This is a genomic window from Luteibacter sp. P4_D7_3 (genome assembly GCF_056401735.1).
In genome coordinates this window covers 1-11,725 of the sequence record NZ_JBFUIT010000110.1, presented here as the reverse complement: position 1 = coordinate 11,725, position 11,725 = coordinate 1, and the positions used below count along the sequence as shown (strand labels likewise).

General features: G+C 65.5%; 13 protein-coding genes and 1 pseudogene. 11 read left to right on the top strand and 3 right to left on the bottom strand.

All coding sequences use genetic code 11. The features are described from left to right. Positions 1-1,339 (bottom strand): phospholipase D-like domain-containing protein (locus AC1DSN_RS11650; protein ID WP_477330779.1); only part of this gene is annotated, 1,339 nt, incomplete at its 3' end. 195 nt (positions 1,340-1,534) lie between these two features. Between AC1DSN_RS11650 and ispG the strand changes: the two genes are divergently transcribed. Beyond that, positions 1,535-2,794, top strand: a complete 1,260-nt coding sequence (ispG, locus tag AC1DSN_RS11645) for a flavodoxin-dependent (E)-4-hydroxy-3-methylbut-2-enyl-diphosphate synthase (protein ID WP_477297791.1) — start codon at positions 1,535-1,537, stop codon at positions 2,792-2,794. A gap of 67 nt (positions 2,795-2,861) precedes the next feature. Then, entirely contained in the window at positions 2,862-3,692 is an 831-nt protein-coding gene (locus tag AC1DSN_RS11640; RefSeq protein WP_477297790.1) for an aldo/keto reductase, read from the top strand. 1 nt (position 3,693) lies between these two features. Here AC1DSN_RS11640 and AC1DSN_RS11635 read toward each other — a convergent pair whose 3' ends face one another. Continuing rightward, positions 3,694-4,059 (bottom strand): hypothetical protein, encoded by a 366-nt coding sequence (locus AC1DSN_RS11635; RefSeq protein ID WP_063573547.1) that lies wholly within the window; start codon positions 4,057-4,059, stop codon positions 3,694-3,696. 114 nt (positions 4,060-4,173) lie between these two features. Here AC1DSN_RS11635 and AC1DSN_RS11630 point away from each other — a divergent pair, with 114 nt between their 5' ends. The 3 genes from AC1DSN_RS11630 (at position 4,174) to AC1DSN_RS11620 (ending at position 5,310) form a co-directional block, all read left to right on the top strand. Then, entirely contained in the window at positions 4,174-4,536 is a 363-nt protein-coding gene (locus AC1DSN_RS11630) for a hypothetical protein (protein ID WP_477297786.1), read from the top strand. 88 nt (positions 4,537-4,624) lie between these two features. Next, positions 4,625-4,939, top strand: coding sequence for a hypothetical protein (locus AC1DSN_RS11625; protein WP_063573545.1), 315 nt, complete (start codon positions 4,625-4,627; stop codon positions 4,937-4,939). Positions 4,940-5,016: 77 nt separating this feature from the next. Then, a complete protein-coding gene (locus tag AC1DSN_RS11620; protein WP_213947663.1) occupies positions 5,017-5,310 on the top strand; it encodes an antitoxin Xre/MbcA/ParS toxin-binding domain-containing protein in 294 nt (97 codons plus the stop codon). Between the two features lie 65 nt (positions 5,311-5,375). Here AC1DSN_RS11620 and AC1DSN_RS11615 read toward each other — a convergent pair whose 3' ends face one another. Further along, positions 5,376-6,086, bottom strand: coding sequence for a YdcF family protein (locus AC1DSN_RS11615; RefSeq protein WP_477297869.1), 711 nt, complete (start codon positions 6,084-6,086; stop codon positions 5,376-5,378). Between the two features lie 155 nt (positions 6,087-6,241). Between AC1DSN_RS11615 and AC1DSN_RS11610 the strand changes: the two genes are divergently transcribed. The 6 genes and pseudogenes from AC1DSN_RS11610 to AC1DSN_RS11585 form a co-directional block, all read left to right on the top strand. Continuing rightward, the gene (locus AC1DSN_RS11610; protein WP_477297870.1) at positions 6,242-6,865 is read left to right on the top strand and encodes an XrtA/PEP-CTERM system exopolysaccharide export protein; all 624 of its coding nucleotides are present in this window, start codon (positions 6,242-6,244) and stop codon (positions 6,863-6,865) included. Positions 6,866-6,877: 12 nt separating this feature from the next. Next, on the top strand, positions 6,878-8,410 hold the full coding sequence (locus tag AC1DSN_RS11605) for an XrtA system polysaccharide chain length determinant (protein WP_477330777.1): 1,533 nt from the start codon (positions 6,878-6,880) through the stop codon (positions 8,408-8,410). 2 nt (positions 8,411-8,412) lie between these two features. Continuing rightward, positions 8,413-9,195 (top strand): P-loop NTPase family protein, encoded by a 783-nt coding sequence (locus AC1DSN_RS11600; RefSeq protein ID WP_231873825.1) that lies wholly within the window; start codon positions 8,413-8,415, stop codon positions 9,193-9,195. Positions 9,196-9,258: 63 nt separating this feature from the next. Then, positions 9,259-10,623 (top strand): outer membrane beta-barrel protein, encoded by a 1,365-nt coding sequence (locus tag AC1DSN_RS11595; protein ID WP_477330775.1) that lies wholly within the window; start codon positions 9,259-9,261, stop codon positions 10,621-10,623. 2 nt (positions 10,624-10,625) lie between these two features. Next, positions 10,626-11,402, top strand: coding sequence for an alpha/beta hydrolase (locus AC1DSN_RS11590; protein ID WP_477296751.1), 777 nt, complete (start codon positions 10,626-10,628; stop codon positions 11,400-11,402). Next, positions 11,402-11,725 (top strand): annotated as a pseudogene (locus AC1DSN_RS11585) (alpha/beta hydrolase); the annotation flags it as partial. The gene AC1DSN_RS11590 and the pseudogene AC1DSN_RS11585, both read left to right, overlap by 1 nt.

Sequence of the window (11,725 nt, the reverse complement as noted above, 5' to 3'; positions counted from 1 at the left end):
AGATCGCGATGACCGTGAGCACGGTGGCCGAGATAGCGCCGGCGATGAGCGGCCCGGTTTCTGTATCTCCCAGCACGCGATGCTCGGTCAGGGCCGCGCCTACCGTGTTAGCCAGGCGCAACGCACCGGCGGCGGCACGGCTGGAGCTGCCCCCCGTATGGCGTGGCCGCGGCGGGCGGGGCGAGCGGCTACGCATGCGCTCGTTGCCGGAGCGGCGCCGGCGGCCACGCAGGAGGATTTCCGTGGCGTTCTCGAGGTCCGCTTCGTACTGCGCCTCGAGCTTTCCGGCAAATCCGTTGTCCTCGATCGCTACGTCGATTTCACGGTTGCTCAGCCAGCTGGCGATATTGAGATTGGACGAGCCCACGCGCGCCCAGCGCCCGTCGGCGACGGCCGTCTTCGCGTGCAGCATCGAACCGTTCCATTCGAACACGCGGATACCGGCCTTCAACAACGGGCGGTAGCCGGAGCGCGACATCCCGGCGACCATGGGGATGTCGCTGGTGCCTGGTACAAGGAGACGCACGTCCACGCCATCGCGTGCGGCGGCGGCGAGGGCCTGCACGTACGGTGCAACCCCCACGAAATAGGCATCGGTGAGCCAGAGAGTCTTGCGCGCCATGGCGGCGACCATCTGGTCGAGGCGATACATGCCGGCGGTGCTCGGCTGGGTCGCGATGAGCCGTAGCGAGACCTCACCGGCGTCCTTGCTGTCCGCCGTGGGCCGCAGGCGTTCATCGTCGGGTAGCGGCTCGCCGGCCTGCTGCCAGCTGTCGGCGAAGGCGTGTTCGATTTCCGCGACCGCCGGGCCGTGAATCATCACACCGGTATCGCGCCAGGGCGACACATTGCGCCCTGGATCGCCCAGCCACTTCTCGCTCAGGCAGACGCCGGACAGGAAGCCGACCTCGCCATCCACGGTGAGCACCTTGCGGTGGTCGCGGCTGACCCAGCCGAACGAGCTGCCGAGCCTGGGTGGGTTGTAAATGCGCACGTGGCCGCCCGCGGCGCGGAGTTCGTTCCAGAACGACGCGCGTGACTGGCCGAGACAGCCGACCCAGTCGCCGATCACAGCCACGAAAACCCCGGCGCGAGCGCGCTCGACGAGCGCGGCGCGGAACGCTTGCCCGATGCTGTCGTCGCGGATGATGTAGTTCTCGACGAATACGTGGCGCTTCGCCGCCGTGATGGCGGCGAGCCAGGCATCGAAATGGGCCCTCGCGTCGATCAACAGCTCAACGGCGTTGCCGCCGATCAGCGGCGCGCCGGCACTGCGGCTCAGAGCCTGCTCGGCGAACAGGCGGTTGGAAAATCCGGTGCTGCGGTGGCGTACGTTCATGCGGGCAGTGTATCGGGCCAGCGTGTGCAGGAGCCGCTTAGGCGGCGAAGCTTCGTGTGGGAGCCGATTCATCGGCGATCCCGCAGCAGCGGGCCCGGTTGCCGCGAGCACCCATTCGCCGATGAATCGGCTCCTACAGCGGCCTGGGAGCTCCGGTCTGCGGGCGGTCATACCAATGCGCTAAAATGCCGGGCTATGACCGAAGACCTCCTTAGCCGCCCCCGTCCCGCGGAAGCCGCTGCCCGCCGCCAGAGCACGGGCGTGATCGTCGACCGCGTGCAAGTAGGCGGCCGCGCACCGATCGTCGTCCAGTCCATGACGAACACGGACACCGAAGATCCCGTCTCCACGGCGAAGCAGGTGGCCGAACTGGCCCGCGCGGGCTCGGAGATGGTCCGCATTACGGTGAATACGCCTGCCGCTGCCGCCGCCGTGCCGCGCATCCGTGAACGCCTGGACATGATGGGCGTCTCGGTCCCGCTGATCGGCGACTTCCACTACAACGGCCACCAGTTGCTGGAAGGCGAGCCGGCCTGTGCCGAGGCGCTCGCCAAGTACCGTATCAATCCGGGCAACGTCGGCTTCGGCAAGAAGAAAGATGCGCAGTTCGCCTCGATCATCGAGATGGCGATTCGCTACGACAAGCCCGTGCGTATCGGCGCCAACTGGGGCTCGCTGGACCAGTCCATGGTCGCTGCCCTGATGGACGAGAACGCCCGCCGTGCCGACCCGTGGGACGCAGGCCATGTAGCTCGCGAAGCGTTGATCCGTTCCGCGCTGGATTCCGCCGCGCGCGCGGAAGACCTCGGCCTTGCGCGCAACCGCATCATCCTTTCGTGCAAGGTCTCGGGCGTGCAGGAGCTGATCGCGGTGTATCGCGATCTCGCCCGTCGTGCCGACTACGCCCTGCACCTGGGCCTGACCGAAGCGGGTATGGGCTCGAAGGGCATCACCGCCTCCAGCGCGGCACTCGGCGTGCTGCTGCAGGAAGGTATCGGCGACACGATCCGCATTTCGCTCACGCCCGAGCCGGGGCAGTCGCGCACGGCCGAAGTCATTGTCGCCCAGGAGTTGCTGCAGACGATGGGCCTGCGCGCCTTCACGCCGCTGGTCACCGCGTGCCCGGGGTGCGGTCGCACCACGAGCGAATTTTTCCAGGAGCTGGCCAAAACCGTGCAGGAACATGTGCGCGAGCAGATGCCGGTGTGGCGCGTGAAGTACGACGGTGTGGAGAACCTCACTCTCGCGGTGATGGGCTGCATCGTCAACGGACCCGGCGAATCCAAGCATGCGAACATCGGCATTTCGTTGCCGGGTAACGGCGAAGCACCTTCCGCGCCCGTGTTCATCGACGGTGAAAAAGTCATGACACTGCGTGGTGACAACATCGCCGACGAGTTCGTCGGCATCCTCGACAACTACGTCGAGACGCACTACGCGGCGCGCGGCGACTGAGCCATCACGCGTTGAATGCGGGGTCGTCCGGCATCATTGTTGGCGGTTCCCCGCAGGAGACAAAGGCATGACTTCTTCCGTTCCGGTCCTCGACCTCAACGATGGCAACAAGGCCCCGCAACTGGGCTTCGGTGTATTCCAGATTCCCGATGGCGAAACGGCCGATGCCGTCGCCAGCGCTCTGGCGGCTGGCTACCGCTCTCTGGATACCGCGGCGATCTACAAGAATGAAGCCGGCGTGCGCCAGGGCATCGAGCGATCCGGGGTCGCGCGCGGCGACATCTTCCTTACGACCAAGCTGTGGAACGCCGAGCAGGGTTTCGATAGCACGCTAAAGGCCTTCGATAGCAGCCTGAACAAGCTGGGTACCGACTACGTCGACATGTACCTGATCCACTGGCCGACGCCGAAACGCGACCTTTATGTCGACACCTGGAAGGCCTTCATTCGCCTGCGTGACGAAGGTCGCATCCGTTCGATCGGCGTGTCCAATTTCCAGCCAGCGCATCTCGAACGCCTGGTGAAGGAAACCGGCGTGGTACCGGTGGTCAACCAGATCGAACTGCATCCGGACTTCGCGCAGCGCGATGTCGTTGCTGCCAATACGAAGCTGAAAATCATCACCGAATCCTGGAGCCCCTTGGGGCAGGGCGGCGACCTGCTGAAGAACGATGCCCTTGTCACCATCGGCAAGAAGCACGGCAAGACGCCGGCACAGGTGGTGATTCGCTGGCATGTCCAGCTCGGGCACATGGTGATCCCGAAATCCGTCACGCCCGAACGCATCAAGGCCAACATCGACGTGTTCGATTTCGAACTGTCAGCCGATGAGATGAAGGCGATCGACGGACTGGATGCGGGCAACCGCATGGGCCCGCATCCGGACGAACTGAACTGACTTACTGCCCCATCGAGACGTCGATCTCGAACGGATAGGGCGCCGGCTTCTTCGGCGGTGGCGGCAGGGTCCAGACGGCAAACTGGCCGGTGAAGCACTTCGCCACCGGCGTTTCCGGCTGGACCGCCACGTCGCTGGAGCGGCCCTTGGCGTCGATCGTCGCGACAATGGTGAATGGCGTCTTGTCCGCGGGGCTGTTGCTGGCGATGCAGTCCTTCAGCGCGTCCGTGGCCGGGTTGCCTATCTTGTCCCACAAAGCGCCTTGCCAGGCCTTGCCCTCCGGATTCTTCTCCAATGCCTTGGCAGCCTGGACACGCGCGTCGAAACCGCTATCGGTGGCAAGGGCAAAAGCGAGGGCAAGCAGCATCGGGTGTCTCCGGGATGGGATCGGAAGAGCCTAGCAGGGACGCGAAGGCTTCACATGCGCCGGACTAGCGTGACTGACGCAAGCGTCGTTCCCGCGATGCATCCGGAGCCTGCGATGCCCTTACACCCCTCCCGCCTGCTGGCGTTGTTGCTCCTGTCGTCGACGGCGATCGGCCAGACGACGCCGAATCCGGCGTCCGTGCCCACCGCGACGCCAGGAGCGAATCCTGCCGCCGCGCCGAGCCCGGGGCAGGCCAACCCGGCCTCGATGCCTGTTCAACCCGCTTCCGACGCAGGCGCCACCGAACGCGGGCTGAGCCCGGTGCAGCCGGGTAGTCCAGGCGTCACCCGGCGCGTGCAAAATGCCAACACGCACGCTGTTGACGCGCAAGGCCACGTGCTGGATCCCCATGGCAAGCCCGTCGGCCAGGCGGCGTCGCCATCGGTGATGCCGGCGCCTCCCTCGACGGTGCGCTGAAAAGCAGGTCATGCCAGGCGGATCAGTCGCACGCTTTTGCGTCAGTGCGCTACCATCCGGCGGGTGCCGCACCTTGACGGGAGTGAGGATGAAACGAGCGATCGCCGTGGCTCTGCTGACGGCCGGCCTGGCCGGCTGCGCAGGGATGTCCTCGAAGATTGCCCGGCTGGAAGTCGGCACCCCACGAAACGAGGTCGTCGACCGTCTCGGTCCGCCCGATTCGGACCGGAACATGATCGGTTTCGAAGTGATGAGCTGGATCGACCGTCGACCGGGCCGCTTTTCGTTCTCCCATCAGGACTACACCGTTGTGCTGAAGGACGCGAAAGTCGTTCAGTTCGGTCCCGGGCTTGTCCGTCGCGACGGCAAGACCTCCCTGCAGATCGAAACCGGCGATCCCTAGAAGTCGCCTCATAGGCGTACAAGCGTGCCGCGGGCCAGCGACGCTAGCGTTCCCCAAAGCCTCCGGGGAGCCGCGCCATGTCGATGAAAGCACCTACCTATGCCGAGCTCGCCTCGGAGCTGACGCGCCTGCACGACGCCCGCGAGGCTGTGATCGAGCAGGCCCTGGACGCCCTGGAAACCCGCCACCCACCGCTGGCCCAACTGGTCGTTTCGTGCGTGGGCGATCGCCACCGGGCGGCCCGCTGGCTGGTCATGCCGCAGCGGGCGTTCTCCGGCCGCAATGCCTACGACATGCTGGCGGACGGCGACCTGGACGGGGTGTGGGAGCAGGTGGTGCTGAAACAGCTCGGTATCGTCGCCGCTCTCTGACGCCGCCCACGTCGTTGTGGGAGCCGATTGATCGGCGATCCCGCGTCAGCGGGCCAGGTTTCCGGTCACATCCAGCCGCGGCGGTGATAGAACCAGAGGGCCAGATACTCGCGGAGGCAGCGGGCAGTCAGGGTCAGCGCGTCGCGGCGCGGCAACCAGCCGGGCGCGACGACCAGCTTCCCGTGGCCGTCCTCCGCGGGTACGGGAGTCACGACGATGCCCTCGTGCCGGAAGCATCCGGCCGCCCGGCGCATGTGGATGGCCGACGTCACCAACAGCACATCGGACAGGCCGTCTGCCTTGAGCATGGCGGCCGAATTTCGCGCGTTTTCGTGCGTGTTGACGCTGCGGCTTTCCACACGCAGGTCGCCGCCGGGAACCCCGGACAGGGTAAATCCCCGCGCGAGGTCGTCGGCCTGATCGCTGCCGGAGACCAGCAGCAGGGGCGCAAAGCCGTCACGCCATAAGGTCAGCCCGCGACCGGCGCGCGTCGTCGTGCGCGACCAGTCGGCCACCGGCAATTTGCCGCCGCCCAACACGACGATCGCGTCGGCGTGCGGTGTGGAGGATCCCGGGACGGTGGCCAGTCCGTCACGCAGGTGCAGCGCCAGTACGGGCGTGGACGCGATCCAGATCCAGGCCAGGGCAAGCGCCGCCGCCAACGCCGCCGTGCGAGGGCGTCGCCACAGGACCAGTGCCGTCGAGAGCAGGGCCAGAAGCAGCCCCTGGACCGCGGGATGGGTCAGTCGCCCGACGATGTCCACGGCTTCCGACAAACCTGGTCCTCCTCGTTTCGCGGGGCGACAAGCATGGCGCACTTCGCAAGATTCGGCGCGTCGGTCGAATGGCATAGGCGGGCTGTTGGAATGGACGTGGACCCCTATCGACACGACGATACCGACCGAGCGAAGTCACAGGGGCAGGTGTCATCATGAAGCGTTGGAATCGCGTCGCCACAGTGTTTGCCACCGTCATGTTGACGGCATGCGCGACAGGCGGAATCACCTCGGCACCACCGAAGATGGACGCCGCCAATCCGGCGGTCGAGTCGTATCTGATCGGTGTCGACGACCAGTTACAGGTCACGGTCTGGCATAACCCGGACCTCAGTGTCAGCGTTCCGGTGAGACCGGACGGGAAGGTCACCGTACCGCTGGTGGGCGATGTCGCCGCCGGTGGGCGCACGACCGACCAGGTAGGGGCGGAGATCCAGCAGAAGCTGGCTCAGTACATCCGCGACCCGCAGGTGGCCGTGATCCTTACGGCATTGCGCAGTCACGAATACCTCTCGCGCGTTCGCGTCACCGGCGCGGTGCGCAGTCCCATTTCCATTCCCTACCGGCAGGGCATGACTGTGCTCGATGTCGTGCTCGCCGCCGGCGGGACGACCGAGTTTGCCGCGCCCGATCGCACCGAACTCTATCGGCGCAGCTCGGGCGGCGCGACCCAGGCCTACGCGGTGCAACTGCAGAAAATCCTGCAGCAGGGCGACCTGAGCAACAACTACCCGGTACAGCCCGGCGACGTGATTACGGTACCGCAGCGTGCGTTCTGACAGGGGTATGTGATGAACGGGGAACTTGTTCCTTTCACGGGCATCCTGCCCGCATTGATCGGTGAAGCACGCAGGCGGCGCGTGACGATGGGCGTGATCTTCGCGGTCATCGCGCTGCTCGCCCTTGGCGTCGGCATGGTCTGGCCGAAGAAGTACGAAGCGTCGACGACCATCCTCGCCGAGGAAAGCAGCATCATCACGCCGTTGATGGAAGGCGCGGCCTCGGCCACCGGCAACAAGAATCGTGCCGGCATCGCCCGCGACGTGATCTTCAGTCGCCGCGTGCTCGACGAGGTGCTGCGCAGCGGAGGCTGGCTGGCAAACAGCCCGTCCGCGCTGGATCGCGACAAGATCATCGAGGGGATCAAGGGTCGCACCAAGATCATCAACAACCGCGAAAACCTGATCACCATCACCTATTTCGACTCGGACCCGARGCGCGCTTTCGAGGTGACCCGTGCGTTCGGCCAGTTGTTCATCAGCGAGAGCCTGGCCTCCAAGCAGCGCGAAAGCCGCGAAGCTTACGAGTTCATCAACAGCCAGGTCGAGGCGTATCGCGCCAAGCTGACCGACGCGGAAGGCAAGCTCAAGGCCTATCGCGACGCCAATGCCGATGCACGGCCGGGCAACGACGTGGACACCAATTCGCGCATCAGCCAGCTGCGCATGCAGATCGAAAACAATCGCATGGATTACATGCAGAAGCAGTCGCAGGCCGCGTCGCTCGCCGCACAGATCAATGGCGAATCCGAAGTCAACGCGGTGCAGACGGTCGGCGGCATCTACACCACGCAGCTCGGCGATCTGCAGGGCCAGCTGGACAAGCTGCTGCTCAACTACACCGAGGATTACCCGGATGTGATTCGCCTGCGCCATCAGATCGAGGACGTGCGCAAGCAGGCCCAGACGGCCGACGCGCAGCGCGCGGCCGGCGGACCGATGCCGATTGACCATTCGACCACGATGAACCCGGTCTACCAGCAGATGCGCCTGCAGCTGTCTGCCGTGCGCGGTGACGCTGCCGCCAGTGCGGCACGCGCCGGCGCGAGCGAGGCCATGTTGCAGACCGAGCTCGAACGCAGCAAGCGCATCGCCAGTTCGGAGAATGTCATCGCCGAACTCACCCGCGACTACAACGTCAATCGCGATGTCTACCAGGATCTGCTGAAGCGTCGCGAGAACGCACGCGTGTCGATGAATCTCGACGCCGAGCAGCGTGGCCTGACCTTCCTGGTACAGAACCCTGCGGTGATGCCGCTGGTGCCCTCCGGCCTCCGCTTCATGCACTTCGGCCTGGCCGGCCTCGCGCTGTCCCTGGTGATTCCCTTCGGCCTGCTCTTCGCGGTCGCCCGCTTCGATCCCCGGGTGCGCTCGGTCGGTCAGCTCGAGCGTGCCACGGGCTTCCCTGTGCTTGCCTCGATCCCGTTCTATCCGACGCCGCGCGACCGCCGGCGTGACCACCTGCACAACATGGCATTGGCTCTGATCGTCGCCGGTGTCGGCGCGGTGTACCTGCTGCTGTTCTGGATGAGGATGAAGGGCTGACCATGAACAAACTGGCCGCGGACAACACGGAATTCAGCGATATGCTCGCCGATCATCATGACGACGCCCATCACGGCGACGGGCATGCCATGCCCAGCCACTCCATCGCGCGGATGCGCGAAGAAGCCGGCGCGCTGGCGCCCATCGATTGCGAGCGCAAGCGCCTGATCCATCGGGAGGAGTCGGTACGCCAGCAATCGGATGCCTTTCGCGGCATCCGCACGCGCCTGCTCGAGATGGCGGGCGAGAGCAACTTCATCACGCTGGTGGTCGCCGTCAGTCCGCGTTCGGGAGGCAGCTTCGTCACCCGTAACCTGGCGGCGGCATTCGCCTTCGACGAGGCCAAGACCAGCCTGCTGGTGGACTGCAACCTGCGCTATCCGAACCAGCACAAGGCGCTGGGCGTCGAACCACGGACCGGGGGGCTCATCGATTTCCTCGAGCATCCCTCGCGCGGCATCGCGTCGATCATGTACCACACGGGCGTGCCTCGCCTGCGCCTGATCCCAGCGGGGAAATCACGCGAGAACAGTGGCGAGTATTTCTCTTCCTTCCGCATGCGCGCAGTGCTCGATTCGCTGCGTTGCCGCTATCCGGATCGCTACCTCTTCCTTGACGGACCGCCGGTCAAGGGCTCGCCGGATGCACGCATCCTGGCGGACCTCGCCGACTTCGTCGTCATCGTTGCCGGATACGGACGCGACACGCCGGCCTCGATCAACCAGGCCGTCGCCAATTTCGATCCCGCCAAGCTCGCGGGCGTGGTTTTCAATCAGTCGCCGTAAGGACGACGCTCGCGTGGAACGACCGGCAGGCGTTCCGCGCACACAGGGGCTAAGGGAGGGAACATGCCGGCATCGACAAGGCTCGCCCGTGCGATCGTGATCGGGCTCGCGTCGGCACCCACCATGGCGCTCGCGGGTACCTTCGATTACACGCTCTATGCAGGAATCGAGCACAGCAACAACATCGCATTGTCGTCGGACCAGCCAATCAGCGAGAACGTCTTCACGCCGGGCGCGACGTTCCAGTACACCCAGCTGGGTTCCACCTTCCAGGCGAACGTGGCCGGTACGCTGGAATACCGCAAGTACCTGGAGAACGACTTCGACTCGCAGACGCAGACCCAGCTGGCCGCCCAGGCCAACTGGACCGCGATCCCCGAGCGCCTCGACTTCTCGTTGGAAGACTATGCCGGCGTGCAGCCGGTGGACCAGCTGGCTGCCGATTCCCCCGGTAACCAACAGCAGACCAACGTGGTCGTCGTCGGACCCACGCTGCGCATGCGCTTCGGCGATGCGGCGCGCGGGCAGGTCGAGTTGCGCTACATCGACAGCTACGCGTCCAAGGTGAACGAGTTCGATTCGTCGCGCGCTCTGGCCGCATTTCGTGTGTACCGTGACCTCAATCCTACCGACACACTGTCCGGCAATCTCGAATTCCAGAGGGTCGACTTCGACAAGCAGCCCAGTAGCGCGAACTACGACCGGAAAGAGGCCTACCTCCGCTATACGAGCACGCTGGCGCATTTCGACGCGGATGTCCTGGTTGGCGGAACACGCCTGAACTTCGACCAGGGACGCGATGCGACGTCCCCGCTGGTGCGCTTGCAGATCGGCTGGCAGCCGACGGTGCAGAACTCGCTGAGCGTGGCCGGGACCTATCAGTACGCGGACGCGGCGCAAGACATCATCACGACACCCGGGCTGCTGGGAGCCAACCGGTTCACCGCAGACCGCACCGAAGCGATCGACCCTTTTGCCAACACCGGTGGCCTTGGCCGTGGTGCGGCCACGGGTATCGGTACGGGCAGTGCCGTCATCGGTTCGGAGGTCTACAAGGAAAAGCGCGTCGAGGCGAGCTGGGTCTGGCAGCAGCCGCGCCTGAGCGTGACGGTGTCGCCGTCGTACAGCCAGCTTCGCTACCTCACCGACAACACCTTCGACCAGACGGCGAAGGGTGTCAGCGCTGGGGTGGGCTATCGCCTGAGACCGACGCTGACCCTCACCGGCTTCGGTACGTACGAAAAAACCAAATACGACTCGTTCGACCGCAAGGACAACACGGTACGCCTGGGCCTGGACCTCGGCCAGCAGTGGAACCGTCACTGGAGCTGGCACGCCTCGGTGGCGCGCGAGCGTCGCAACAGCGATGCCGTGGGCCAGAGCTACCGCGAAACTGAATTCTTCGTCGGCGTGGTTTACCGGAGATAACGATGCGCCAGGATGCTGACATGCCGTTCTTCTTTGGCCCGGACGCCGGTCTGTTCGGCATGTATCACGCGCCGTCCGTTCCGGCACGTCGCGCCATGCTGATGTGCCCGCCGCTCGGCCAGGACCTGATCCGCTGCCACCGGCTCTACCGCCAACTAGCGCAGTCGCTGGCCGAGGAAGGCATGGCCGTCCTGCGCTTCGACTATCACGGCACCGGCGACTCCGCGGGCGGCAGCGCGGAAGTGGACTGGGAGCATTGCGTGCGTGACGCGACAGCGGCCGCGGTCGAGCTTCGCCGGCGCGCCGGGGTGGACCGCATCGTCGCCTTTGGCGCCCGCCTGGGCGGCAGTGTCGCCCTTGCCGCCGCGGAGCAGGCACGCTTCAGTGAAGTGATCGCGTGGGATCCGGTGCTCGAGGGTGCAGACTACGTAGCCGAACTCGACGCCATGCAGGCGGCGCTTCGCGAGGATGCAGGTCGGTTCAACGCGCCGCGTAGTCACAGCGACGTGGCAGAGCAGTGGCTCGGCTTCGATATCGCCGAGAGCCTACGCCACCAGCTGTCCGCACTGAGCGTAGCGTCTGCCAACGTGCCGACGCTGGTCCTGGACTCCATGCCCGCGTCGTCCGGCCGGGGTTGGGAGCGCATCGTTTCTCACCGAGGCCGTGTCGCTACCATCACGCCGTCGACGCCGTGGAACGATCTGGAGCGGCTGGAGACGGCGATCCTTTCGCATCCGCTCATCCAGGCCGTGACCGGTCGGTTGAAGGAGGTCGCGTGATGCGCGAGGAAGCCCATCGCTTTGGCCGCGCCCGGCACCTGGTCGGCATCGCTGGCGTACCTGAAGGCGTGCGCGGAGCGACGGGCGTTATCGTGCTCAACGCGGGTCTCGTCCACCGCATCGGTCCGTTCCGTTTGCATGTGGAGCTGACCCGGCAGCTTAACGCCGCCGGATATCCGACCCTTCGTTTCGATCTGTCGACGCTCGGCGACAGCGGTGCCAGCGGTGGACAGCAAACACGCACGCAACAGGTCTACGCGGATGTCGACGATGCCATGAAACTGTTGGCCGAACGCGCCGGCTGCGAGCGCTTTGTGCTCGTC

What these genes read in the sequence shown, in the direction of transcription:
- ispG (WP_477297791.1), top strand. Translation starts at nt 1,535, where the DNA reads ATGACCGAAGACCTCCTTAGCCGCCCCCGTCCCGCGGAAGCCGCTGCC.
- AC1DSN_RS11640 (WP_477297790.1), top strand. Translation starts at nt 2,862, where the DNA reads ATGACTTCTTCCGTTCCGGTCCTCGACCTCAACGATGGCAACAAGGCC.
- AC1DSN_RS11635 (WP_063573547.1), bottom strand. Translation starts at nt 4,059, where the DNA reads ATGCTGCTTGCCCTCGCTTTTGCCCTTGCCACCGATAGCGGTTTCGAC.
- AC1DSN_RS11630 (WP_477297786.1), top strand. Translation starts at nt 4,174, where the DNA reads ATGCCCTTACACCCCTCCCGCCTGCTGGCGTTGTTGCTCCTGTCGTCG.
- AC1DSN_RS11625 (WP_063573545.1), top strand. Translation starts at nt 4,625, where the DNA reads ATGAAACGAGCGATCGCCGTGGCTCTGCTGACGGCCGGCCTGGCCGGC.
- AC1DSN_RS11620 (WP_213947663.1), top strand. Translation starts at nt 5,017, where the DNA reads ATGTCGATGAAAGCACCTACCTATGCCGAGCTCGCCTCGGAGCTGACG.
- AC1DSN_RS11610 (WP_477297870.1), top strand. Translation starts at nt 6,242, where the DNA reads ATGAAGCGTTGGAATCGCGTCGCCACAGTGTTTGCCACCGTCATGTTG.
- AC1DSN_RS11600 (WP_231873825.1), top strand. Translation starts at nt 8,413, where the DNA reads ATGAACAAACTGGCCGCGGACAACACGGAATTCAGCGATATGCTCGCC.
- AC1DSN_RS11595 (WP_477330775.1), top strand. Translation starts at nt 9,259, where the DNA reads ATGCCGGCATCGACAAGGCTCGCCCGTGCGATCGTGATCGGGCTCGCG.
- AC1DSN_RS11590 (WP_477296751.1), top strand. Translation starts at nt 10,626, where the DNA reads ATGCGCCAGGATGCTGACATGCCGTTCTTCTTTGGCCCGGACGCCGGT.